This is a genomic window from Pseudoalteromonas luteoviolacea DSM 6061, from assembly GCF_001625655.1.
Classification (GTDB): domain Bacteria; phylum Pseudomonadota; class Gammaproteobacteria; order Enterobacterales; family Alteromonadaceae; genus Pseudoalteromonas; species Pseudoalteromonas luteoviolacea.
The window spans coordinates 124626-147781 of sequence record NZ_AUYB01000013.1 but is presented as its reverse complement, the minus strand read 5'-3'; the positions used below and the strand labels follow the sequence as shown (position 1 = coordinate 147781).

Sequence of the window (23156 nt, the reverse complement as noted above, 5' to 3'; positions counted from 1 at the left end):
GACAATGATACTAATCTCAATATTAATGGCACTTATCATTGAGCGACTAGGTGCCCGCTCTGACTACTGGCAAATTGACTATTATTTGGCCCATTACCAAAAGTGGTCTCAGCAGAAGATTTCTGGAAACTGGATTGCAAAATCTAATATTGGAGTGATGGTTTGGATGGTCATTCCAGCTATACTGGTTGCGCTGCTTTATAACTTTTCTGATTTTGTTGTTTGGGAACTGGCATTCAATGTATGTGTACTTTTAGTATGTTTTGGGTGTGCGAAATACAGAAAGTCATACAAAGCTTATTTAAATGCTTTGGCGCGTGGAGATAACGAAGCTGCGACACTTTATGCATTTCAAATGGGACAAACTAGAACTGAAAATGAGCCTCAAGGAGAGACCTTTGGGCAAACATTGGCATGGATAAACTTCACTCACTATTGTGCTGTGATGTTCTGGTTCGTGGTATTGGGTGCACCTGGAGCAGTGCTATATGCTTCCACGCGCACAATGGTTGAACTATTAAAAGATAAAACAAATGATGAGCCTCCTGAAAACCAGCGTCTATGTGTCGAGATGTTGTCCCAACATAGCGAGCGTTTGAGTTATTTCTTCCATGTCTTAAATTGGTTCCCAGCAAGGTTGGCTGGTTTTGGTTACTTAATCATAGGCAACTTCTCAAAGGGAACGGGTAGTTGGTTAAAGTACTTATTGGACTTTAAGACTTGTAACCGAAAGGTGGTCAGTGAAACAGCACTTGCGGCTGAGCAGATAGAACAACAATACTTCGGCTGTACTTATGAAGCAGCATGTATGATGCGTCTGGTTAAACGCAATGTATTGTTTTACTTGTTCATTGTTGCCGCTTTAACACTTTTTGCAGGGTTAAATTAAGGCCGTACTGTTTTAACATACAAAATTAAGTTGTGAGTGGCTCTTTAATGAATTTGGCCGAGCCACTCAGCTTTTCTTTGTTGCATTCGCTCTATCAGATGAGCGTCTAGTCGCAGCACTGGCAGTATGACATCAGTTACATCCACCACATCACATACACCTGCTACAGACCATAACGCTTCTTCTAGACCCTTTGCTTTGTGTAGAGCATAGTGACTGACATAGCGAAGCTCATTGGATAAGTGATCCATGTCCGGTCTGCCTGTTTTGGATACATATAAATGGCAAATAAACAAAACGCCATTTTTGAGTGCCTTTTTTGCAAATAAAAACAAAGGTTCGATTGGTTCGCCAAAAGGTATGCATTGCGACTTTATTCCACCATTTGCTTCGGCTGCCTTTTTCTCGTCAAAATGAATAAATAAAGTAAAGCGTAATGGTTTATCCTGACGGGACTTAGACCTTAGGTTTTCGGTCAGTATGTCGGAGATATAGTTGCTGGGAAATAGGCTATCAGGGAAGACAAGTTCTTGATGGTTTTGCTGGACAAGTTTTGGCAGTAACAGTGAATGCAGTGGCGATGAGTATAAACCGTGACCTACTGCACCGACTTCGAGGTGTGATGCTTGTTTGTGTAAATACAATGGCAACTGACAAATACTCTTGGTGACCATGTTTCTAAGTGCGGTAGAGAGGCCTGGGATCTTAGGGGCCTCTTCACTGGGCTGGAGTTTATCTTTATTGTTTTCAATGAGTGCAGTAAAAAACTCAATAGCGGTATGCGGGACATTAGCAAACTGTTTCACTTTTAGGTTAATGATAGTTTTAGACTTGCTAACTGCCATGACTTCATATTTAAGTTCTGACAATTGGTGCTGTTTAGTAATTTTTTGTAGATCTGGCAAATCAACCGTGACTAAGTCACCTTTAGTGACCCCGCTCGGTTGTTCAACCTCAATTTGCATACCCATAATAGAGAAGTCACGGGTGTTTCCTGTTACAGAGAGTTGTTCTGATATATTCAGTTTTACACCTGTGCGATATAAAAAGCGCTTGTGTGCCCGCAAATTAACATATTCTAATGCAACCTTTTCCAGTGGGGGAGGCGTTTTGGCCTTACCATGACCAAACTCTTTCAAGCGATTGATGCTTTCCTGAGGGTAGTCCAATTCATTGCAATGTTTGCGAAGTTCTTGCGTTGTGATTTCGGTTAACATCATAAGATGGTGTACGGGCTCTATCAGTCCCTGAGCACGGGGAGGAGGGCGCTTGTTCAGTTTTTCAACGTTTTTACCAGCGCTTTTAGGTAACGAGAGTGGAATAAAAGCATCTTCATGGTGGCTTGGCATGAGTTGCACTTTAAATACACGCCAGCTTTCCTTTTCACTGCCAAATCCTAAAAATAAGCTCTTTAACTCAGGCTTTTGCTCTAATTCATAGTCAAATGCTGAGTAAAAATAAATTTTACCGCCATTGGAATGGGTAAAGGTATAGCAATATGCTTCTTTAACTGGCGCTGTTTGTGTAAGCAGTGTTTGCAATCGCTTATTATTAAAAACGCTATACAGGCAAGAAGTCTTGCGCTCATCTTCAAAGTAATAGCTTATAAAAGCATTGTTCTCATTTGTCAGCACCATACTTGGCAACAACATGTTGTTTATGCGGCTGAAAAAGACAAACAAGGAGCTGACACGTGGCAAGTAATATTGTTCGTAGCCTTTGCAAACTACTGCGTCCATGGTGTTGTCTAAGTTAATTTTATAGCGACGTTTATTCCCATGAATAAAGCTTTCGAGAAATTCGTCGAACCCAGAGTTATTTTCTACAAAGGTGCGTTTCAGTCGCACGTAATTGTAGTCACTGTTGGTTTCCTCTACGGCAACCACTTCATATTGAATGCCTTCTTTAAGCCCCAACTCAAAATCTTGTTCTAGACCGACCAGTCTCAATGTTAGTAAATTACGAGGATACACAGTGTAATTTTTTGAGAGTTTGATTTTGGAACCGCTCAACGAGATATCTGAGGTACTTGCTGGCACTGTGGTGCCGCTTTTGAGCTCAACCGTGATCTTAATTGAATAGTTCATTCGTTCTTCTATACGGCTTTCGTAAGAAGCAAATCTAATTAATTGTGCTGCATGGTCATAGGTTGCTTCAGGTTCAACATCAACTTGTTCCTGAGCCTGCTTTTGCATGACTTTAAAGTTATTTTCGGTGTGCATTACTGCTTCATACACGGCCATCGTGTATGCGCCATGCTGCGCTACTTCTCGTTCGAATACACCAATAGCAACATCATCCATAAAATGTTGCTTGCCGTCATGCTCGTAAGGTTTTACTTCACCAGATACTTGGCCGCGCAAATCAATAAATCTAGCAACCGGTTGAGATAGGCGTGTCATCTCCATTTTGAGAAGAAATTGGTCAGGTTTACTTAGTTGGGCAGTCTTTTGCTTGAAGATAAAATCAAAATTGGGATCGCCTAAGTCTTCCTTGAGGGTGTTAATAAGATCTTGATGTAGTTCTAGTTTATCTTCACTCATAGCATTTCGCGTTACGTCTGCAGACAGTCTCTCGTTGTTATTATTTCAGCCTTCGCCAATTTTATGTCAGTATAGCCACATATTTAACTTGTAGCTTAATGGGGTTTTCCTTTTAAGCAATAACTGTGCCTTGATTTTTATGGGAAAAAAGAAAACCGCATTTGTATGTAGTGATTGTGGAGCGGAATTTGCTCGTTGGCAAGGGCAATGTTCTGAATGTAAAGCTTGGAACACTGTAACAGAGTTTCGTGTACCTTCTGTGAAAGCCGCACCTCGCAGTGCTGGCACTACTGGCTATGCCGGTGTAGTAGAGGCAAAAATTCAAACTTTAGATGAAGTAAACCTTGAATCTTTGCCTCGATTCTCTACTGGATTTAAAGAGTTTGACCGAGTTTTAGGTGGTGGAGTCGTGCCTGGTAGCGCTATTTTGATAGGCGGTGAGCCGGGTGCGGGGAAGAGTACATTGCTTTTACAAACGATGTGCCTACTTGCGCAAGCTATGCCGACTTTATACGTCACTGGTGAAGAGTCGTTACAACAGGTTGCGATGCGCGCGAAGCGTTTGGGGCTTCCCACTGATAAGCTGAAAACATTGGCAGAAACCAATGTTGAAACAATTTGTCAGTTAGCGCTTCGGGAGAAGCCTGCAATCATGGTCATCGACTCAATTCAAGTTATGCACATGACGGACGTCCAATCGGCTCCTGGCAGTGTCTCTCAAGTACGAGAAAGCGCAGCTTATCTGACGCGCTTTGCAAAACAAAACCAAGTTGCGATTGTGATGGTTGGTCATGTGACTAAAGACGGTACTCTAGCAGGGCCTAAAGTGTTGGAACATTGTATTGATTGCTCAATATTACTAGAGGGCAGCAGTGATAGCCGTTTCAGAACATTACGAGGTAATAAAAACCGTTTTGGTGCAGTGAATGAACTGGGCGTGTTCGCCATGACAGGACAAGGTTTGAAGGAAGTGAATAATCCATCTGCTATCTTCTTAAACCGTGGTGAGGAGCAAACACCGGGCTCGTTGGTGATGGTTATTTGGGAGGGAACTCGACCACTGTTGGTTGAAGTACAAGCTTTGGTAGATTATTCACAGCTCGCAAACCCTAGGCGCGTAACGGTTGGTTTAGAGCAAAACAGATTAGCAATGTTGTTAGCGGTCTTACATCGCCATGGCGGTTTGCAAGTGGCAGATCAAGACGTTTTTGTTAATGTGGTCGGTGGTGTGAAAGTAAATGAAACCAGCGCCGATTTAGCGCTTATCACTGCACTGGTATCAAGTTTTAAAAATTATGCACTGGACAAGCAGCTGGTTGTATTCGGCGAAGTTGGTCTAGGTGGTGAGATTCGTCCTGTACCAAGTGGTCAGGAGCGACTAAGAGAGGCTGCTAAACATGGTTTTAAACGTGCCATTGTTCCAGTTGCAAATAAACCAAAAGAAGCTATCGAAGGTATGGAAGTCATTGGGGTTTCTAGCTTAAACGATGCACTACAAGCTCTATTTTAAGGAAGCAATATGAATAAAGTGGCCATAGCAGGCGTAGCTATCGCAGTAAGTGGCGCGGTTGGCGCACAGTGGTATGCAAATAAGCGAGCAGATGATGTTATTGCTCAACAAGTTGGGCAGTTCTCTGAGCAGACCGGTTTTGATGTAAGCTATGAAAATGTCGATTATAGTTTGCTCAGTAATACTGTGACAATTGAGAAAATGTCTTTTAAGTCTCAAGAAACTGAGCAGCAATTGATTGATATTGAGAGCATGTCTATCGAAGGCTATTCAGCGAATAAAGTGAGTCCATTCACAGAGCTTGTGGTGAAAGGTATGTCTTTATCTAGTGAGTTGGCTAACGCACCTGAAGCTTCAGTACTGCCAAGTAGTTTGGTGAGCGCAAAATATGACTTAGTTTCTTCTTTGAGCTTTGATGAGAGCAATGGCGATAGTCAAATAAAGCTCGCCGCGTCTGCGCAAAACTTGCTGGACTTTGCTGTTAATTTTGATATGACAAATAGCCAAGAGGCAATGAACTTACAGCTTGAAATTGACAAATTGCATAAACAAGGAGAGATGGACTTGGAAGCAGAGTTGCAAATGCAGAGCAAAATGCTCAGCGCAATTCAAGCTCTCCAACCTAAGTCGTTTTCATTTTCATTGAATAATGGCGGAGAATTCAAATCATTAGTTGATGAGCTTTTACAAAAAAATGGCTTAGACCATGCTCAGCTTCAGGCTATGCTAGCTTCTCAGCTTAATGCCGTGCCTGCCAGTGATGTAAATAAAGAAGCGGTTAAGGCATTCGTTGCAGGGTTAAATTCGTTTGAAGTGAGTATGGAGTTTCCAGCTCAGACAAGTTTAATGCAACTGGGTATGCAACTTCAGCCTTTGGCTGCTGACCCACAAGCTTTAGAGCAATTTTTAAAACTAAAAATGGTTGGCAAATAAGTAAAAAGGCGAGGAATTCCTCGCCTTTTTACCGTAAATTTTAGTTGTTATTCATGGCCAGCATCAGTTCATGTTTACGCTCTAAGCGCGCTAGCATGCTATCAGCCAATGGCTTGAACTTTGCAAGCTCTTCTTTGGGCAGCGGCAATGACTTAGGAAGCTTCACTGTTCTTGGGTTACGGTGTTTTCCGTTTACCAAAAACTCATAATGCAAGTGAGGACCCGTTACTCGTCCTGTTGCACCAACTGTACCAATCTTCTGGCCTTGTTTAACCCTTTGGCCTGTTTTAACGTGTTTTTTATGTAGGTGTAAGTACTTTGTTGTGTACTGGCTGCCATGCTCAATAAACACATAATTACCATTGAGTCTGTTGTAACCTGCTTTAGTGACTTTACCATTACCTGCTGCAACAACGGGTGTACCAACCTTAGCTGCGTAGTCTATCCCTCTGTGTGGACGAACTTGCTTAGTTACAGGGTGCAATCTACGAGGATTAAAATTAGAGCTGATGTATTTGAAGTTTACCGGAGCACGTAAGAAAGCTTTCTTCATACTTCTGCCTTCAGGTGTATAAAATTCCCCGTTGGTATGTCTGATAGCTGTGTACGTATCACCTTGGTTTATGAACTGTGCAGCAATAATTTTGCCATTGCCAATCTCTTCACCATCTACATAGTGTGTTTCATAAACAAGGGTAAAGGTATCACCTTCTCGTATATCATTAGCAAAATCCACATCCCAGCCAAAAATGTTTGCAAAGTTCATTATTTGTCTTTGCGTTAATCCAGCTGAAATTCCCGCAGTCCAAAATGAAGAGCGGATCTTTCCACCAGCCGTTTCTTCTCTGGTTTCGATTTCTTTGCTCGTGATTTGCGTCTCGTATTTGTTATCATCAGTACGCGTTACATAAAGCGTATCTGTTTTTGATAAAATGTATTTCAGCTGTGCAAGGTTGCCTTGTGTATCGCTTGCAAAACTGAGTACTTCACCTGGATGAATTTTGGTGAGTTTTCTGGTCTCTGCATTGGTATTGACGAGGTTGTGTAGAGTTTGTGCAGAGTAACCTGCTCTTTTAAATAGTACTGCCAGACTATCTCCAGACCTAACTTTATGATCTACATAGTCAAAATGGACAACGTCAACTTCCTCTTCGGAGTGCGTATGCTCTGCGCTTAATTCGGTGATTTGTTCTTGTTGTTCTTCCACCTTGATTGGAAGCTCATAGCGTTTGCCCACTTCTAGCGCATCATCTTTATGATCTCTAGAGGCAGTGGCCTTTTCTGAAGGTATCAAGGCTATCCCAATCATTGCAGCTAGTAAGCCTGCAATAAGCAATTTGTGTTTTTTGGGTAGCTTCTTTACTGCAGGTACCATAACGTGCCTTTTTCGCTGTCAAGAATTTTTATGGATAATAGTGCAGCATATACGTAATAAAGCGTTAATACCAGTATTTTGTGCATTTAAACTCCGTGAAATATAGGCTAGAATCGAGCGATAAACTGAATTTTGTGTTGGAGTAATAATGGTGGACATCGAAACTGCATTTGCTGAGATAAAGCGCGGTGCAGAAGACATATTGGTTGAAGATGAATTAAAAGAGAAATTAAAGTCAGGGAAAAAGTTGCGTATTAAGGCAGGATTTGATCCAACAGCACCTGATTTGCATTTAGGCCACACAGTACTAATTAATAAATTAAAAACTTTCCAAGATTTAGGACACGAGGTTATTTTCTTAATTGGTGATTTTACCGGCATGATTGGTGACCCGACTGGTAAGAATGTAACTCGCAAGCCGCTTACGCGTGAAGACGTACTTGCTAATGCAGAAACGTATAAAGAGCAAGTATTTAAAATCTTGGATCCAGAGAAAACAACTGTAGCGTTTAATTCTCAGTGGATGGAAAAATTAAGCAGTGCAGAGATGATTAAGCTCGCATCGCGTCAAACAGTTGCTCGTATGTTAGAACGTGATGATTTCAAAAAACGTTACGCTGGCGGACAAGCAATTGCAATTCACGAATTCTTGTATCCACTAGTGCAAGGTTGGGACTCAGTTGCGTTAGAGGCTGATGTTGAGTTGGGTGGTACTGATCAGCGCTTTAATCTATTGATGGGTCGTGAACTTCAAAAGGAAGAAGGTCAAAAGCCACAAACTGTCTTAATGATGCCATTGCTAGAAGGCACTGATGGTGTGCAAAAGATGTCTAAGTCATTGGGCAACTATATTGGTATTACAGATGCCCCAACAGAAATGTTTGGTAAGGTAATGTCAATTTCTGATGATTTGATGTGGCGCTACTACGAGTTACTAAGTGCAAAGTCTTTAGCTGACATTGAAGCTTTGAAAGAAGAAGTTAAAGGTGGTCGTAACCCTCGCGATATTAAGATCGACTTTGCTAAAGAAATGATTGCGCGTTTCCACAGTGAAGACGATGCGCAAGCTGCTCATCAAGACTTTATTAAGCGTTTCCAGAAAAATGCGTTACCTGACGATATCCCTGAAGTAACGATTGAGATTGAAGGTGAGACTACATTAATTGCAAACCTACTCAAAGAGGCTGGATTAGTTGCAAGTACGTCTGAAGCGATGCGTATGATCAAGCAGGGTGCCGTAAAGCTAAATGGCGAAGAGAAAGTGACAGATACTAAGCTAGAAATAGCAAAAGGCAGCACTGAAATTTACCAGGTAGGCAAACGTAAGTTTGCAAAAGTGACTGTAAGCTAAGTCGCATTTGGGCCAAGTAAATTATTTACTTGGCCTTACACTAAGTTTAGACCCATCCAAATTAAGCCGGTTAACCCTAACCAAAACCAACGCATTGTCGCCTGTAACTTAAGCATTTGTTGAATATCCTCTACTTGAGGTTGCCTATCACTACCTATGCGGATATTGTCAAAACGCTGGCCATGATAAAAGCGAGGCCCGGCTAGTTGTATATTGAGGTTGGCAGCAAATAATGCAGTGATCCACCCTGAGTGAGTATTACTATAATGCTGTGCGTAATGTTTTAGATAATGCCGTGTTTTAGCAAAGTTTTGAGCAAGGGACATAATCAGCACAAACGCTCTCAGAGGCAGCCACTCAAACACATAAATTGCTCGTTGAACGGGTTTTAAAAAGGGGTGGTTTGGGCTTAATTGCTTGCGCCAACTATGGTCACATAGCATCATGAGTTTATATGTAAGGGCTAGGTATGGTCCGCCAATGATGTAAAAAATCAGAATTAAATAAAATTGCCTCAAAGAGTTGAGTGCTAGAGAGTCCAAGCTTGCTTTAATAATCCCAATTTCCGACAGGCTTTTGGTATCACGAACAACGATTGTTTCCAACAGTTGTCTTGCAGAGCCTTTTTGACCGACCTTTAATAATTTTGCCACCCTTTGAACGCGCTTCTCGTAATGAGTATCCAAACAAAGAAATAAAATAAGTCCGCCAAACCACTGTGGATAAAATGAAATAAATGATAAGGCGTACAGTAGGATCACTAGCGTTAAAATAGGCAATATAAAAGCCAATGCACCACATAGGTTATTGTGACTTGGGGAACTATCATTTTTGACTACTCGTTTAGCCAAATTGGACGAAATAAGTGTGAATAGCGTATTTGGATGATAAAGATTAGACGGCCTAAAGTAAAAAGCGCAAAAGATGGCTAAGTAAAATATCAGCAAGCCCTGTTGGGCTTGCAATATTTGGAGGACCACTTACAGAGAAACCTGTTGAAGTTTTTCGAGCAAAGCAACAACTAACTTAGAAGAGTTTACTGATGCGACTTCTAAGTATTCCTCAAACGATTGTGGGGATTCTTTACCTGCAATATCAGACATAGAACGGATCACAACAAAAGGCGTGTTTAGTACGTGACACGCCTGTGCAATCGCCGCGCCTTCCATTTCAACAGCGAGCATATTAGGAAACGCTTGTCTGGTATTTTCAATTCGAACAGGGTCGCACATAAATGAATCACCAGTACAGATTTGGCCGACCATTGTTTGAATGCCATCTACGGCATGAATACTTTCTTTGGAAGCTTCAATAAGTGCTGGGTGAGCAGCAAAACCAGCTGGCATCTGCGGTACTTGACCTATCTCATAGCCAAAAGCAGTGACATCTACGTCGTGGTGACGAACTTCATCAGAAATAACGATATCACCAACATTTAATGATGGTTCAAAACCGCCTGCTGAACCCGTGTTGATGACGCAGTCTGGAGCAAAGTTGTCAATCAAAAGAGTTGTTGCAACTGTTGCAGCCACTTTGCCTATACCAGATTGAACTAAAGTGACTTCATGGCCACCCAATTGACCTGTATAGAAAGTAAAACCACCTTTTTGAAGTGTTTTTGGTGATTGCATTGTGTCACGAAGAATTGTGACCTCTTGCTCCATCGCACCGATAATGCCAATTTTCATAATTTGTCTCTTACAGATTTAGTTACTGCTCATTATATACATTCTTAATTTGAAAGCATTATTTTAGCAACGCAAATCTGTAAAGATTGCTGCCTGTTTTACAGGCAGCATCGGTGGTGATTAGATCTCTGCAAGCTGTGTACTTGCTGCTTTCGCTTGAGAAGGCGACAGAACAGCGGGCTTATAGCTGCGATTGCGAACGGGTTTGGTTTGCTCTGGTTTTTGACCAAGTTTAAATAGTATTGCAGCCCGAACTTCTGGGCTTTTGTAGCCAGATTTAATTTTCATTCGGATATGGGGAATACCAGCAGATTCTAGGGCTCCACTGACAAACCAATCTTTTTGAGCCTTGTGACCATTTTTATTTGCATTGTTCACCAAGTCGACAGCGGCAACAATATTTAATGTACTTTTGTCGACCAATACATAGTCGAGCTGTTTATTCTGAGCTTTGGTAATTGCAGAGCGTCGGGCTTTTTTGGATAAGCCAGGCTTGCATTCGATGACATCTACTAGTTTTACTCGACTAACTATTTTAAATTTATCGCCAACTGCTCGTTCTAAAAGCTGTAAAAAAGAGGCTTCAACGGTTGTGAAAACGGAATCTTTGCGATTGAACGGATATGGATTTCCGCCCGCATCTGTATATTTTGAAATTACGATTGAGGCAACTACTACGAGCGCTAAAATAGCTAAAAGTGTAAGTTCCATAAATCACTCCACGACAACAATTTGACTTTGTTTTTAATAAGCAAGGAGTGTGCCGAAAAGTAATTTGGGAAGATGCGAAGGTTAAGAAACCTTCGCTGATTGGGTTTAGGCTTGATAGCCGCCTTGGATACCTTTTACTGCATATGCAACGGCATCATGGGCATGTAGAGATTCGTAATGGTTGATCTTGACGTAAAAATCGAGATAGTTTTGTGTGTTAAAGAGTGCCTTTAGTTTTCGGGCGGCGTCTTCACAAAACATCAAATTTTGCCCATTTAATCTAGCAAACTCTTGTTCGTCTTCTCTTTTAACTGCTGTTTGTACAGGCGTTTTTAATTCCTGTTCAACTAAATCAATGAGTCCAAGAATATCGAATTCAGCTTCATCTTGTGGTAATTGAACTTTAATATTAGCGATTGAGCGCTGAGAATGCGGGGTTGCAACAATACCCTCAGTAGTGCCTAACCAGTTAATTACGGTTTCATGATCTAATTGTTGACCAGCAAATTTTTCTTCAAAGGCATTTTGGATTAGTTGCCTTGCAAGTGCAGCAGAGCATGGACAAGTAGAAGAGTAAGTCACATCAACAGCAAGCTCTAATTTAACTTGATTGTCTTTTAATACGGCTGTGATGGTCACTGGATAGTTTTTCCAACCCTGTTTACCACTTAATAGAGAAGCACGTCTCAGTGGCAATTCAAAAGCAATAACGACCTTTGCAGATTGACTTAAATCTTTATGGGTTGTCAAAAATTGGTCAAGTAAAGCTGTTAGAGTAACGGGTGTCAGGGTTTGTTCACAAGACAACTTATCTAAAGCTAAAAATAATCGTGACATGTGGATGCCTTTAGCATCAGCTTTGTCTAAGCTGACAAAAGCATCGGCTTTTGCCGTTACGGGAGTATCATTTAATCCCTTACTACCTAGTTGTAGGGGCAGCTCGATGTTTCCCATTCCCACCCAGTCTAAAGTTCCTGTTTTTAGCGCATCTGCACAGTGCGCAATGTCTGGCATTGAAGTTGGCATTTAAACTCTCTTTAATCACGACCTAAAACGCTCGCATATTACACTAAAACAAGACGCTTTGCTGTTGATATTCTGATTTTGCATAAAGAAAATATAGGCTATCGTGCAGTTTTTGATACATTATCACATAAATATTAAGGGTATTCTTGAGCGGGTATACAACTGGAATTTTAGATTATTCAACAAAGTTACAGTGTTAGGTCACTCGCATATGTGTTCAGCTGAGGTATAATAGCTGCGTTAACAAGGTGACTATTATTATGCTTGATTCTTCATTTGGGTCATGGGCTCGAATTCTTTCCAATTTGGTTCGTAAGTACGGTGAACATAAAGCTGGCGCTATAGCATATGCATTAGTGCTTATCGCGTCTTTGGTTTTATCCTGTATGTTCTTTTATGTTGCACTTGGCGCTGTAAGCTTAGTGAATGTGTTGTCTGTGGTGATTTTTGCCGCAGTCACTTCGCCATTGCTAATTTCTGTTGCGGTATTTGCAATTCGTCAACTTGAGAGCTCAAAAGAGTATTTAGAATCAGCAACACAGCAAGAAAAGCTGCTAAACCAAACCCTAAAAGATAATATTAACCGCCTTAACAATGAGATCGACGAAAGAAAAATGGCGTTACATGCCAAGCATCGCGCAATTGCTGAGCTTCGCAACGAAATTACAGAACGTCGTAAAGCAGAGCAAGAGCTTGCGCAGCAAAGTATGCTGCTACGCTCGATAGTAGACTCCTCTCCTGATTTATTTTATTACCGTGACGAGCATGGTGTTTTTGCTGGCTGCAATAAAAAATTCGAACAAGTCATTGGCATTGAAAGTGAAGGACTTATCGGCAAAACGGCAGATGAGATTTTCGCTGAACAAATAGTTCCAAAAGTACTGGAAACAGATGAGCAAGTAAGCTCGACGCAGCAAACCCTCTCATTGGATGTTGAATACCCTGTGAAAGATGAAAACCGTTGGTTTGAAATGCGAAAGCTACCTTTTATTAATAATGAAGGGGAATACATTGGGTTATTAGCATTTGGACGTGATATTACCAGCCGTAAAGAAGCAGAACAGGCACTGGAAACAGCATATAAAGACAAGGGGAAATTTATTGCCACCTTGAGCCATGAACTGCGTACGCCACTTAATGGTATTGTTGGCTTGACGCGTATGCTTCTAGATACTGAGTTGACACAACAACAAAAAAGTTGGTGTAACACCGTATTCTCTAGCGCTGAGACCTTGGGTAATATTTTCAATGATATTATTGATTTGGATAAAATTGATAGAGAACAATTGGATATTGCAACAGACAGCATCAATGTGTCCGACTTTATCAATGATGTCGTTAACTTTTCAGATTTAATCGCTGGGCAAAAGGGCTTAGAGTTTAAAATAAAGCGCACGGGTGTGCTCGATATCTATGCATTATTGGACCCGACTCGTTTGCGTCAAGTACTTTGGAACTTAATCAACAACGCTGTTAAGTTTACTCACCGCGGTAGTGTGACATTGGAATGTCGAAGAGAGAATAGAGAAAGTGGACCTTGGCTGACCATGAGTATAATCGACACTGGTGTTGGTATTTCTGATGATCAACAAGATAAAATCTTTGACATGTATTACAAAGCACCAGATGCAGAGGGCAATAATGCGATTGGTTCTGGAATAGGCTTAGCGGTAACTAAAGCGCTTGTACTCGCGATGAAAGGAAATATTGAAGTAAGCAGTGAAACAGGAAAAGGCAGCCGCTTTGATGTTGAGATACCTTTAGAGCTTTGTAGTGCTCCAAAACAGCAAAGTTATGCTGGACGTGGACTTTATATATTATTGGTTGAAGATGTTCCTCTTAATGCGGAAATCGCAACTAACCTTCTAGAGCAGCGTGGTCATGAGGTTATCTGGGCTGAAACAGGCGAAGATGCACTTTCCTTGGTACAAACGGAAGATGAGTTAGATTTGATCCTATTAGATATGCAGTTGCCAGATCTCAACGGTGATGAAGTAGCAAGACAAATTCGTGAAGACAGCCATTTTGATTCATTACCCATCGTAGCGCTGACCGCAAACGTACGTAGTGCTGAGCAGGAATTACAAGGAATAAGTATTCAAGGGGCTCTTGCTAAACCAATCAACACAACCAAATTAGATAAGATGTTGGCGGAGCTGTTTGGTATCGATAGCGCGAAAGAGGACAGCAATACGTGTAATAAAGATGCAATTGAAGTACTAGAAGTAGAAAGAAACCTATTAGACATAGAGACAATCACTGATTTTGTGTCGTCTATGGGAGTGGACACTTTCAAACGCAGTTGCGAGCTATTTGGTAAATTAAACCCAACCTATTGTGATGAGTTAAAGGCGGCGAACAAGGCCGGTGATGAAGAAGAGTACGGCTCAGTTGCGCATAAACTGAAAGGGGCCGCAGGCTCTGTTGGACTAAAACTAGTTCAGCAACATGCTAAAGTAATGGAGACGCAGTCAACAGACTCTAATAAAGAAATGCGAGAAGCGTGGATTGGAGAACTTGAAGAATTAATAAGAGAAGGGCAGGTTGCCCTTCACTCATTAATTGCAAAACTCGCTGAAAACTCGTAGCGATAGATTACGGTTGAGTGTTATCGATTTTGCCAATGAAACGATAGCCTTCACCGTGAATAGTGCTAATTAGCTCTGGTGTATTGCTGTCAGTTTCGAAGTGTTTACGAATACGACGGATCGTTACGTCAACAGTACGGTCGTTTGCACGAAGCTCACGGCCAGTCATGTGTTTAATTAGTTGTTCACGGCTAAAGATGCGACCTGGAGAGTCAAGCATCAGACGCAATGCTCTGTACTCACCCTTTGGTAAGCGCTTAGATTCACCAGTAGGTGAAGTCAAGCAGCGGCTATTTTCATCTAGTTCCCAACCGTTAAACGTAATCACACCGTTACTGTCGATAGTTGACTCTTCAGGTGTTGAGCCTGTACGTGAAATTAGGTTACGTACACGAATAGTTAGCTCACGTGGGTTGAATGGCTTAGTGACATAGTCATCTGCACCGATCTCTAAACCCAAAATTCTATCGACATCGTTGTCACGACCCGTTAAGAAAATTAGGCCGACATTTTTTTTCTGGCGTAACTCACGAGCCAAGATTAAGCCGTTTCTACCAGGTAGGTTTATATCCATGATTACACAGTTGACATCGTCATTTGCTGTCAATTTTTCATGCATATCATCGCCATCAATGGCTTCAATTACCTTGTGACCTTCGGCTTCAAATAAACTAACGAGGTTCAGTCGAGTTACGTCTTCATCCTCAACAATTAGAATGACTGGCGTTTGCATTATTAATTAACCTTTTCGGAATGTTTTATTTACAAAAACTTCGGTGTTATATAATAAAACCGAATGTTAACGATTATAGGAGTATATTCAATTGTTAACAAGTAAAATCAGTCAGGATAGAACTTAGAAACAGCGAGGAGCCTAGAGAGCACTTTGAAATTATGTTGTGCAACTTCTTGTCTGTTAATATATAACCGAATTTTACTCCCTTCTTGGACCAAGGACGCAATCCCACCCCCTTCCAAAAATTCGATACTTTCGCCTACAGTTACCATGTTCAACGCAATTGTATCGGTCCAAGCGGATAGTATATCATCTTCCTTTGTTTCATCAATGTATGTGATATCACAGCGCTTAGAAAGTTCCCTGAACGGGTCGGAAATATCAATTTTTATTATTTCGATTGGCTTACCACGTATTTTTAACTTGTTATTTTTATTTAAAATTGCCCCCGGACCATGATTTAAATCATAAAAGCAAAAGCGTGTGGCTTTTTTATTTTTTTGTTCCGGAAAATCGATCAACTTTGCCATTTGATATAAAAAAGCCGACCGTATTTCATGTGTAGATTTTGCGTCAACTTTTAAACTACAAAAAATAAAAATAAATGCAGCTATTAGGTACATTATTTTCATTAAATTACCCCTTTTAGAGGCAGAACTATAATAAATTTTGTTCCTGTTTTATTCTCTTCTGAAAGGGTTATTGATCCACCAAGTGCTTGCGTAATTAAGTTGTAAACTAAGTGCATGCCTAAACCGCTACCACCTTCTCCACGTTTGGTGGTTACAAATGGGTCAAAGATACGCTTTTTGATTGCTGTAGATACACCGACGCCATTATCTATATATATAACTTCAAGAGATTGATTTCTCAGCTCGACATTGACCGAGATTTGATTGTCTTTTAAGTCTAAAAAGCCATGGATCAAGGAATTAGATAATAGTTGTTCAAATACTTGTTGTAGTAAACCGGCTTTGGTGCGAATAGTCAGTTGCTCAGAGCAAGTTAATTGCCACGTCACATTTTTCAAGTCCATCTCAGCGCGCATACTACGGACAATGGCATTGAAAAGCTTACTGATATTGACTTCTGAGCTAACTTCAACATCTTGACTTACCGCCACTTTTTTGAAGCTTGATATTAATTCAGCTGCGCGGTTTAAATTGCGATAGATAAGGTCTAGGTTCTCAATACCGTCATGAATGAAGCGCTCTAACTGCTTTGATGTGAGCGTCTTTTGATCAAAAGCAGCGCTGATATCTGCAAGTTTATCTCGAAGTAGTGTCGAACCTGTAACACCCAACCCAATTGGAGTGTTAACTTCGTGGGCGACACCAGCAACCATCTGGCCCAGCGATGCCATTTTCTCATTCTCGACAATTTGATTCTGATATTGATGCATACGCTCGAGTGTATTGAGTAGCTCTTGGTTTGCTTCTCTTAATGCAATGGTTCGCTGGTTAACCTTTTCCTCTAGGTTTTGATTTAGTTGTTTAATTTCGAGTTTATCAGCTTGGTGCCTAGCTAGTTGGTTTTGTGTACGAGCCAACATGATATTGAGGTTGTTCGCAAGCATGTTAAGCTCTTCAATATCGCTCTTTGTTGCCCTAGCTGAGTAGTTATGGTTTTTAGATACGTCTTGTAGCAATAAAGATAGAGAGTCAATAGGGTTTGCGATTCGCTTCTGGATTGCTCTGGCGACCAGCAACACAAGCAATAGCACAAAGAGTGTTAACGCAATGTCGACCAGTATTTTTTGGTTGATGTACTGAGATAGTCGCTCTAGCCCACCTCTTACGTAAACATAGCCTTCTATTTTACCTTCATATTCTACAGGAATAATCAGCTCAACGTAGTCAGCTGATATTTTTGGCTCTTTGAGAGATTCAATATCATTAACTTTCAGAGGGACTGGTGGGGTTTTACTGGCATTGTAGCTTGTGAAAAATACGGGCTTATTGGTTACATCATCAATCGCGTAAATATGAATGTTTTTTACTAAATCGACTTTATTGAATGACTTTAAGCGCTTTTCTTCGGTTTTTCTATCGTCAAATATCAATGTTATCTGGGCATTAAATGCAATGATTTCAGCAATCATTTCCAGCTTATTTACGATGAGCTTTTTTTGCTCTTTCACATCTAAATATGTAGAAATAGAGATGGAAAGAGAGAGCGACAGCGCTGTGACCAGCATGACTGCACTGATTAGAACTTTTCTTATACTTGTTTTTGTTGCGTGTTTTCCCATTGTGAGCTCATAGTTGGACCTCTTAACAGCTATCCTTAGTTTAGCAGCTTAGTTAAGTAAGTTAACAAAAAAGCGGACAATTACGCAGAACTAGTAAATTAGTTGTATATTTAGGAGCGGCTTTGCAGCCGCACTAATGGCTGCTTTAAGCGTTATCTGCTCGATACACCGCGAACTTAGTATTTTTGATGATAGTGCGATATGCGCCAAAGTGTTGCTCTATGATAGGCTGGTATTTCAAGAAGCTGTTGGCAACAATTTGCAAACTAGCGCGCTTGTTCATGATGTGCTTGGCATTTTTAATAAAAGCTTCAGCGATGCTGTAATCCGTGCTTAAACCCGTATGAAATGGGGGGTTACTAATGATTGCGTCATATTTTTCAGTCACTTCAGACAATCCATCACTCAAAATAAATCGTCCACTGTGTCCGTTTAATTTTAATGTCTGCTCTGAAGCGTAGACTGCAAGAGCACTGACATCTAAACAATGCATTGATAGCTCGGGACGCTTATTCAACATGAAAGTCGCGATAATTCCCGCACCACAGCCAAAATCTAATGCTTGCCCTTTGATTGGCAAGTCAATGTTATTGAGCAGTAATTCTGTACCAATATCGAGTTTTCCGTGGTTGAATACACCAGGTACACTAATCGCATTAAATGTTTGATCTGCCGTTTTGACGCTAAATTGTTGATGATAATCCGTGATATCAAAGCACTTTTCAGGCGTTAGCTGGTTAAATTCATACAAGATGCAGTGTTTTGCACTATCGAGTTTAAAACAATCCTGAGCATGGTCTTTTAGTTGCTTTTCAGCAGACTTTACGCCACCTTTGTTTTCGCCTACTACGAGCAAGCGAGTACTCGATGAGCAAACCGCTCTTATGTTGGCGAACATCATTTGTGCTTCAGGTTTTGATTTTGGGTAGTAATAGATGACTAGATCGAGTTGCTCAAGCTCAGGTAAGCTGTGGTCAACGTAGCTAGTAACTGAGTTTACCTTAGACACTGCTTTGTGATCAGCAAAGTTGTAGCTAAATGCATTTATCTGCGCATTTGGATTGAGGGCGGCCAGTTGAGATAGAAAACCATCATTACTGTGATTAATCACCAGTATGTTGTTACCTGTAAGCTCATCCTCGTTACGGAGTAATAGAAGGCTAGGATTAGATAGTTTTTGCATGCTGTATCTCTAAATCGGTGGACTGGTCAAATAACTAATTTTGAAACTGAAAAAAAGTGATTTGGGGCCAAATCAGGCCCCACTTGAGCATTTAAGCAGTACGCTCAAACATAAGATCCCAAACGCCATGCCCGAGTCGATGGCCGCGTTGCTCAAACTTGGTCAATGGTCTGAAATCTGGTCTAGGTACGTAGTCATTATTCTCAGATTGGTTACTGTACCCTTCTGCTTGTTGCATCACTTCTAGCATGTGCTCCGCGTAATTTTCCCAGTCAGTAGCCATATGAAATACGCCGCCAACTTTCAACTTAGCTCGAATTTTTTGTACAAAGTCTGGTTGCACGATACGACGTTTATGGTGACGCTTTTTATGCCATGGGTCAGGGAAAAACAGTTGTAGCTTACTAAGACTGCTATCGGCGATACAATCAGCTAGCACTTCAACAGCATCATGCTCAAATACACGAAGATTAGAAATACCTTGCTCGTCAGCTTCCATTAAACAAGCGCCAACACCGGGGCGATGCACTTCAATACCAATGAAATTCTGTTGAGGATTATTCTTGGCCATTTCTACTAGAGACTTACCCATACCAAAGCCAATTTCTACAACAACATCGTTGTCGTTGCCGAAAACTTCATTGAAATTGAGTAAGCCTTGGCTATGCTCAAGTCCAAGTGTTGGCCAACACTTTTCAAGCGCTGCCGCTTGGCCTTTAGTCAGGCGACCTTCACGTTTTACAAAGCTGCGCACTTTACGGATATATTTACCTTCTTGCTCAGCCTGCTCTAGGGCTTGTTTACTCGATTCGTTCATTGTCATCATCTGCGGTGTAAAAATTGGGCGCACATTATCCCTGTTCGCGTCGATAAGTACAAGAGCTTGACGTTTTTAAAAAGCTTCTTACACTGGCGGCTTGAAGCAAGAATATTGAGAATAAAGATGCCTATTGACCGTCAAGATGCAAACTGGTTTGCAACACAAGTTGTAGATTGGTACCACCTCCATGGCAGAAAAACCTTGCCATGGCAAATAGATAAGACACCTTACAAAGTTTGGGTTTCTGAGGTTATGCTTCAGCAAACACAGGTTGTGACTGTGATACCTTACTTTGAGCGTTTTATGTCTCGTTTTCCGACTGTGATTGATTTAGCAAATGCAGAAGAAGATGAAGTACTACACCACTGGACTGGGTTAGGGTATTACGCCAGAGCAAGAAACTTACACAAAGCTGCAAAATTGATTCGTGACAAATATGCCGGCAACTTTCCAGAGACATTTGAAGAGGTTGTGGATCTTCCAGGGGTTGGGCGCTCCACCGCAGGCGCCATCTTATCTCTTGCTCTTGGCCAGCATCATCCTATTTTAGATGGCAACGTAAAGCGAGTTCTAGCGCGGTTTTTTATGGTTGAAGGGTGGTATGGGGTCAAAAAAGTAGAAAACCACCTTTGGGATCTAACAAATACCGTAACGCCGTCGGGTAACGTTCGTGAGTTTAATCAGGCGATGATGGACTTGGGGGCTAGTCTCTGTTCTCGATCTAAGTTTCAATGTGAGCCTTGTCCATTAGTGGAGAAGTGTCTGGCGCACAAAAATAATGTGGTTAAGGCTTTTCCAAACTCAAAGCCGAAAAAAGAAAAACCTAAAAAAAGTGCATATCATCTAATGATCAAAGCTGATGATAAGGTCTTAATGGAAAAACGCCCAAGTAGCGGTATATGGGGTGGCTTGTTTGGCTTTTTTGAGTTTGCAGACTTAGCTGAGTTAGAGGCATTTATAGTACAGCAAGGGCTGCCAACCAAAACTAGAACTCTTGAGTCATTTGTTCACATATTTACGCATTTTGAACTCACAATTCACCCAGTGTGTCTTGATTTAAAGGAGATACCAGATTGCGTTCATGATAATCAGTTGCTTTGGTACGACATTAATCAGCCACCAGAAGTCGGATTAGCAGCACCAACTAAAAAGTTAGTTAAAGTATTAAGAGCGATAGGGTAAACTTGTTCCATTAAATAGACAGAATATAGGTGATAAAATGGCACGTACGGTTTTTTGTCAGAAACTAAATAAAGAAGCGCCAGGATTGGACTTTCAGCTTTATCCTGGTGAAGTAGGCGAGCGCATATTCAACAATATTTCAAAAGAGGCATGGCAGCAGTGGCAGCACAAGCAAACTATGCTGATTAACGAAAAGCATTTAAACATGATGGACCCAGATCATAGGCAGTTGCTAGAAGAGCAGATGGTTGGTTTCTTGTTTGAAAATAAAGAAGTTGAAATTGAAGGCTACAGACCGCCAGAAAAATAATAAAAAAGCTGCCTCGGCAGCTTTTTTTAGGTGTTCTTAATACTCTCTATCGACAGAGAGCTTAGCGAGAGCAATCAGTGCATCTTTGTATTGCGAATCAGTTAGGCATTCTAGCTGAGCAATCGCTTTCTCTGACTCTCTTTGCGCCTTTTCCATAGTTTGTTTTAAGGCTTGTGTTTCTTCTAGCGTCGCTAAAATCTCGGTGAGATGATCAATGCCATTTCCAGACTCGATTGCTGAGCGGATTTGAGCTACCTGTTGCTCAGAGCCTGATTTCATAGCATAAATTAGCGGCAGTGTTGGTTTACCTTCAGCTAAGTCATCACCTATGTTTTTGCCCAGCAATTCGGCATTGGCACTGTAATCCAATACATCATCAACAAGCTGAAATGCTGTGCCTAAGTGCATTCCGTATAATTTTAAGGCTTCTTTGACAGTTTCAGACTGGTTGGAAACAACCGCAGGTAATAAAGTGGCCGCTTCAAACAGTTTTGCTGTCTTACTGTAAATCACCTGCATGTAACTTTCTTCTGTTGTATCGGGGTCATTACAGTTCATCAATTGCAATACTTCGCCTTCTGCGATGATATTAGTGGCATCGGCTAATATCTGCATAACTTCCATATTATTGAGGCCAACCATTAGTTGGAAAGAACGTGTGTAAATAAAATCACCGACTAACACACTGGCGGCGTTGCCAAACTCTGCATTTGCTGTAGGTTCACCACGTCTCAAATTAGACTCATCAACTACATCATCGTGCAGCAATGTTGCTGTGTGGATAAACTCAATGATAGTAGCCAAAGTGATGTGCTTGTTTTGTTGCTCAGCTTCTAACGCTTTAGCAGCAAGTAATGTCAACATTGGCCGAACTCTTTTTCCACCACTGTTAACAATGTAAAGACCCAATTGGTTTACTAATGCAACATCAGATTGCATTTGCTCAAAAATAAGTTGATTCACAGAGAGCATATCCTGCTCAATCAATGATTGGATAGCCTTAATATCCATAGTATACCGTGCTAAAGCCTCAATTAGAGATAAACGCCGCAGATTGTACATTAAAATTTAGCCTTACTCGAATTTTATGCGTAACGTGGCTAAAAAAAGTCACTTTTCGACTAATTAGTAAACTAGGTTGTGATGAAGGAAGGTAAAAAACAATTTTGTCAATAGACACATTAAGTTAGTTTTATGAACAAAAAACAGTTTGGTAAAACGAACTTTTTAGCTAGAATAGGCGAAAATGAATTAATGCTCTCAAACAAGCCAATTTTTATTCATTATTTTGTCTTTAGGGTATTGCGTGTGTTGCGACATTAGCGTAAACTTCGCGCCCTATTGAAGAATATTAAGTTGCGTCGATTTGAGGGCGCACAACGGAGTTAAGTTATGTACGCGGTTTTCCAAAGTGGTGGTAAACAGCACCGTGTGACTGAAGGTCAAACAATTCGTCTAGAGAAATTAGACGTTGAGACTGGTGCATCAATTGAATTTGATTCAGTACTTCTAGTTGCTGATGGTGAAAAGATCGAGATCGGTGCACCATTCGTAAATGGCGGTAAAGTGACAGCTGAGGTTGTTTCTCACGGTCGTGGCGAGAAAATTAAGATTGTTAAGTTCAGACGTCGTAAGCATTCTCGTAAGCAGATGGGCCACCGTCAGTGGTTCACTGAAGTTAAAATCACTGGCATTAGCGCTTAATTTTTAGAGGTACAGAAAGATGGCACATAAGAAGGCAGCTGGTAGTACTCGTAACGGTCGTGATTCAGAAAGTAAACGCCTAGGTGTTAAGCGTTTCGGTGGTGAATCAGTATTAGCGGGTAACATCCTTGTTCGTCAACGTGGTACTAAGTTCCACGCAGGTTCTAACGCAGGTATCGGTAAAGACCACACTATCTTTGCAAAAGCAGATGGTAAAGTTGTTTTTGAAACAAAAGGTCCTTTAAACCGTAAATACGTTAGCATCGTTGCTGAGTAATCGGTAAAGAATCTAAAAACCCCGCTTAGGCGGGGTTTTTTGTTTTTATAGCAACATATTATTGATCAGCAGCTAAGCG

At 41.1% G+C, this 23156-nt stretch carries 21 protein-coding genes; 9 read left to right on the top strand and 12 right to left on the bottom strand.

The features are described 5' to 3' along the window. Positions 1–4: 4 nt before the first annotated feature. Positions 5–889, top strand: a complete 885-nt coding sequence (ampE, locus tag N475_RS01075) for a beta-lactamase regulator AmpE (RefSeq protein ID WP_063356708.1) — start codon at positions 5–7, stop codon at positions 887–889. 44 nt (positions 890–933) lie between these two features. Here ampE and N475_RS01070 read toward each other — a convergent pair whose 3' ends face one another. Beyond that, positions 934–3432: a PilZ domain-containing protein gene (locus tag N475_RS01070; protein ID WP_063356707.1), complete on the bottom strand. Its 2499-nt coding sequence runs from the start codon at positions 3430–3432 to the stop codon at positions 934–936. Positions 3433–3571: 139 nt separating this feature from the next. Here N475_RS01070 and radA point away from each other — a divergent pair, with 139 nt between their 5' ends. Together radA and N475_RS01060 are read left to right on the top strand one after the other, a co-directional pair. Then, positions 3572–4942: a DNA repair protein RadA gene (gene radA / locus N475_RS01065; protein WP_063356706.1), complete on the top strand. Its 1371-nt coding sequence runs from the start codon at positions 3572–3574 to the stop codon at positions 4940–4942. 9 nt (positions 4943–4951) lie between these two features. Next, complete coding sequence (locus N475_RS01060; RefSeq protein ID WP_063356705.1) at positions 4952–5875, top strand: YdgA family protein; 924 nt, start codon at positions 4952–4954, stop codon at positions 5873–5875. Positions 5876–5915: 40 nt separating this feature from the next. Here the strand turns inward: N475_RS01060 and N475_RS01055 are convergent, their stop codons facing one another. Further along, a complete protein-coding gene (locus tag N475_RS01055) occupies positions 5916–7250 on the bottom strand; it encodes a peptidoglycan DD-metalloendopeptidase family protein (RefSeq protein WP_063356704.1) in 1335 nt (444 codons plus the stop codon). 151 nt (positions 7251–7401) lie between these two features. On the opposite strand from N475_RS01055, the gene tyrS reads away from it, so the two are divergent. Further along, positions 7402–8601, top strand: a complete 1200-nt coding sequence (gene tyrS, locus N475_RS01050) for a tyrosine--tRNA ligase (protein WP_063356809.1) — start codon at positions 7402–7404, stop codon at positions 8599–8601. Positions 8602–8636: 35 nt separating this feature from the next. On the opposite strand, the gene N475_RS01045 is transcribed toward tyrS, so the two are convergent. From N475_RS01045 to folE2, 4 genes are all read right to left on the bottom strand, one after another. Next, a complete protein-coding gene (locus N475_RS01045; protein ID WP_063356703.1) occupies positions 8637–9581 on the bottom strand; it encodes a cobalamin biosynthesis protein CobD/CbiB in 945 nt (314 codons plus the stop codon). Then, the gene (gene mtnN / locus N475_RS01040) at positions 9582–10289 is read right to left on the bottom strand and encodes a 5'-methylthioadenosine/S-adenosylhomocysteine nucleosidase (RefSeq protein ID WP_063356702.1); all 708 of its coding nucleotides are present in this window, start codon (positions 10287–10289) and stop codon (positions 9582–9584) included. Between the two features lie 120 nt (positions 10290–10409). Continuing rightward, positions 10410–11000 (bottom strand): DUF2726 domain-containing protein, encoded by a 591-nt coding sequence (locus N475_RS01035; RefSeq protein WP_063356701.1) that lies wholly within the window; start codon positions 10998–11000, stop codon positions 10410–10412. A 105-nt stretch (positions 11001–11105) separates the two neighbouring features. Continuing rightward, on the bottom strand, positions 11106–12026 hold the full coding sequence (gene folE2, locus N475_RS01030) for a GTP cyclohydrolase FolE2 (protein WP_063356700.1): 921 nt from the start codon (positions 12024–12026) through the stop codon (positions 11106–11108). 260 nt (positions 12027–12286) lie between these two features. Here folE2 and arcB point away from each other — a divergent pair, with 260 nt between their 5' ends. Continuing rightward, complete coding sequence (gene arcB / locus N475_RS01025; RefSeq protein ID WP_063364541.1) at positions 12287–14614, top strand: aerobic respiration two-component sensor histidine kinase ArcB; 2328 nt, start codon at positions 12287–12289, stop codon at positions 14612–14614. A gap of 7 nt (positions 14615–14621) precedes the next feature. Here arcB and arcA read toward each other — a convergent pair whose 3' ends face one another. The 5 genes from arcA to trmB form a co-directional block, all read right to left on the bottom strand. Then, a complete protein-coding gene (arcA, locus tag N475_RS01020) occupies positions 14622–15347 on the bottom strand; it encodes a two-component system response regulator ArcA (protein ID WP_023399731.1) in 726 nt (241 codons plus the stop codon). 107 nt (positions 15348–15454) lie between these two features. Next, entirely contained in the window at positions 15455–15982 is a 528-nt protein-coding gene (locus tag N475_RS01015; protein ID WP_063356698.1) for a YfiR family protein, read from the bottom strand. Then, entirely contained in the window at positions 15982–17601 is a 1620-nt protein-coding gene (locus N475_RS01010) for a sensor histidine kinase (RefSeq protein WP_063356697.1), read from the bottom strand. The genes N475_RS01015 and N475_RS01010 overlap by 1 nt, the downstream gene beginning before the upstream one ends. Before the next feature lie 145 nt (positions 17602–17746). Continuing rightward, positions 17747–18784, bottom strand: coding sequence for a methyltransferase (locus tag N475_RS01005; protein WP_063364540.1), 1038 nt, complete (start codon positions 18782–18784; stop codon positions 17747–17749). Positions 18785–18875: 91 nt separating this feature from the next. Next, a complete protein-coding gene (trmB, locus tag N475_RS01000; protein ID WP_063356808.1) occupies positions 18876–19601 on the bottom strand; it encodes a tRNA (guanosine(46)-N7)-methyltransferase TrmB in 726 nt (241 codons plus the stop codon). Between the two features lie 126 nt (positions 19602–19727). Between trmB and mutY the strand changes: the two genes are divergently transcribed. Together mutY and N475_RS00990 are read left to right on the top strand one after the other, a co-directional pair. After that, positions 19728–20786, top strand: coding sequence for an A/G-specific adenine glycosylase (gene mutY, locus N475_RS00995; RefSeq protein WP_063364539.1), 1059 nt, complete (start codon positions 19728–19730; stop codon positions 20784–20786). Positions 20787–20823: 37 nt separating this feature from the next. After that, the gene (locus N475_RS00990; protein WP_046356858.1) at positions 20824–21096 is read left to right on the top strand and encodes an oxidative damage protection protein; all 273 of its coding nucleotides are present in this window, start codon (positions 20824–20826) and stop codon (positions 21094–21096) included. Between the two features lie 36 nt (positions 21097–21132). Here the strand turns inward: N475_RS00990 and ispB are convergent, their stop codons facing one another. Continuing rightward, positions 21133–22107: an octaprenyl diphosphate synthase gene (gene ispB / locus N475_RS00985; RefSeq protein ID WP_063356807.1), complete on the bottom strand. Its 975-nt coding sequence runs from the start codon at positions 22105–22107 to the stop codon at positions 21133–21135. A gap of 381 nt (positions 22108–22488) precedes the next feature. On the opposite strand from ispB, the gene rplU reads away from it, so the two are divergent. Next, complete coding sequence (rplU, locus tag N475_RS00980) at positions 22489–22800, top strand: 50S ribosomal protein L21 (protein ID WP_023399739.1); 312 nt, start codon at positions 22489–22491, stop codon at positions 22798–22800. A gap of 19 nt (positions 22801–22819) precedes the next feature. Then, a complete protein-coding gene (rpmA, locus tag N475_RS00975; protein WP_023399740.1) occupies positions 22820–23077 on the top strand; it encodes a 50S ribosomal protein L27 in 258 nt (85 codons plus the stop codon). The last annotated feature ends 79 nt before the right edge of the window (positions 23078–23156 follow it).

What these genes read in the sequence shown, in the direction of transcription:
- ampE (WP_063356708.1), top strand. Translation starts at nt 5, where the DNA reads ATGATACTAATCTCAATATTAATGGCACTTATCATTGAGCGACTAGGT.
- N475_RS01070 (WP_063356707.1), bottom strand. Translation starts at nt 3,432, where the DNA reads ATGAGTGAAGATAAACTAGAACTACATCAAGATCTTATTAACACCCTC.
- radA (WP_063356706.1), top strand. Translation starts at nt 3,572, where the DNA reads ATGGGAAAAAAGAAAACCGCATTTGTATGTAGTGATTGTGGAGCGGAA.
- N475_RS01060 (WP_063356705.1), top strand. Translation starts at nt 4,952, where the DNA reads ATGAATAAAGTGGCCATAGCAGGCGTAGCTATCGCAGTAAGTGGCGCG.
- N475_RS01055 (WP_063356704.1), bottom strand. Translation starts at nt 7,250, where the DNA reads ATGGTACCTGCAGTAAAGAAGCTACCCAAAAAACACAAATTGCTTATT.
- mtnN (WP_063356702.1), bottom strand. Translation starts at nt 10,289, where the DNA reads ATGAAAATTGGCATTATCGGTGCGATGGAGCAAGAGGTCACAATTCTT.
- N475_RS01035 (WP_063356701.1), bottom strand. Translation starts at nt 11,000, where the DNA reads ATGGAACTTACACTTTTAGCTATTTTAGCGCTCGTAGTAGTTGCCTCA.
- folE2 (WP_063356700.1), bottom strand. Translation starts at nt 12,026, where the DNA reads ATGCCAACTTCAATGCCAGACATTGCGCACTGTGCAGATGCGCTAAAA.
- arcB (WP_063364541.1), top strand. Translation starts at nt 12,287, where the DNA reads ATGCTTGATTCTTCATTTGGGTCATGGGCTCGAATTCTTTCCAATTTG.
- arcA (WP_023399731.1), bottom strand. Translation starts at nt 15,347, where the DNA reads ATGCAAACGCCAGTCATTCTAATTGTTGAGGATGAAGACGTAACTCGA.
- N475_RS01015 (WP_063356698.1), bottom strand. Translation starts at nt 15,982, where the DNA reads ATGAAAATAATGTACCTAATAGCTGCATTTATTTTTATTTTTTGTAGT.
- N475_RS01010 (WP_063356697.1), bottom strand. Translation starts at nt 17,601, where the DNA reads ATGGGAAAACACGCAACAAAAACAAGTATAAGAAAAGTTCTAATCAGT.
- N475_RS01005 (WP_063364540.1), bottom strand. Translation starts at nt 18,784, where the DNA reads ATGCAAAAACTATCTAATCCTAGCCTTCTATTACTCCGTAACGAGGAT.
- trmB (WP_063356808.1), bottom strand. Translation starts at nt 19,601, where the DNA reads ATGAACGAATCGAGTAAACAAGCCCTAGAGCAGGCTGAGCAAGAAGGT.
- mutY (WP_063364539.1), top strand. Translation starts at nt 19,728, where the DNA reads ATGCCTATTGACCGTCAAGATGCAAACTGGTTTGCAACACAAGTTGTA.
- N475_RS00990 (WP_046356858.1), top strand. Translation starts at nt 20,824, where the DNA reads ATGGCACGTACGGTTTTTTGTCAGAAACTAAATAAAGAAGCGCCAGGA.
- ispB (WP_063356807.1), bottom strand. Translation starts at nt 22,107, where the DNA reads ATGGATATTAAGGCTATCCAATCATTGATTGAGCAGGATATGCTCTCT.
- rplU (WP_023399739.1), top strand. Translation starts at nt 22,489, where the DNA reads ATGTACGCGGTTTTCCAAAGTGGTGGTAAACAGCACCGTGTGACTGAA.
- rpmA (WP_023399740.1), top strand. Translation starts at nt 22,820, where the DNA reads ATGGCACATAAGAAGGCAGCTGGTAGTACTCGTAACGGTCGTGATTCA.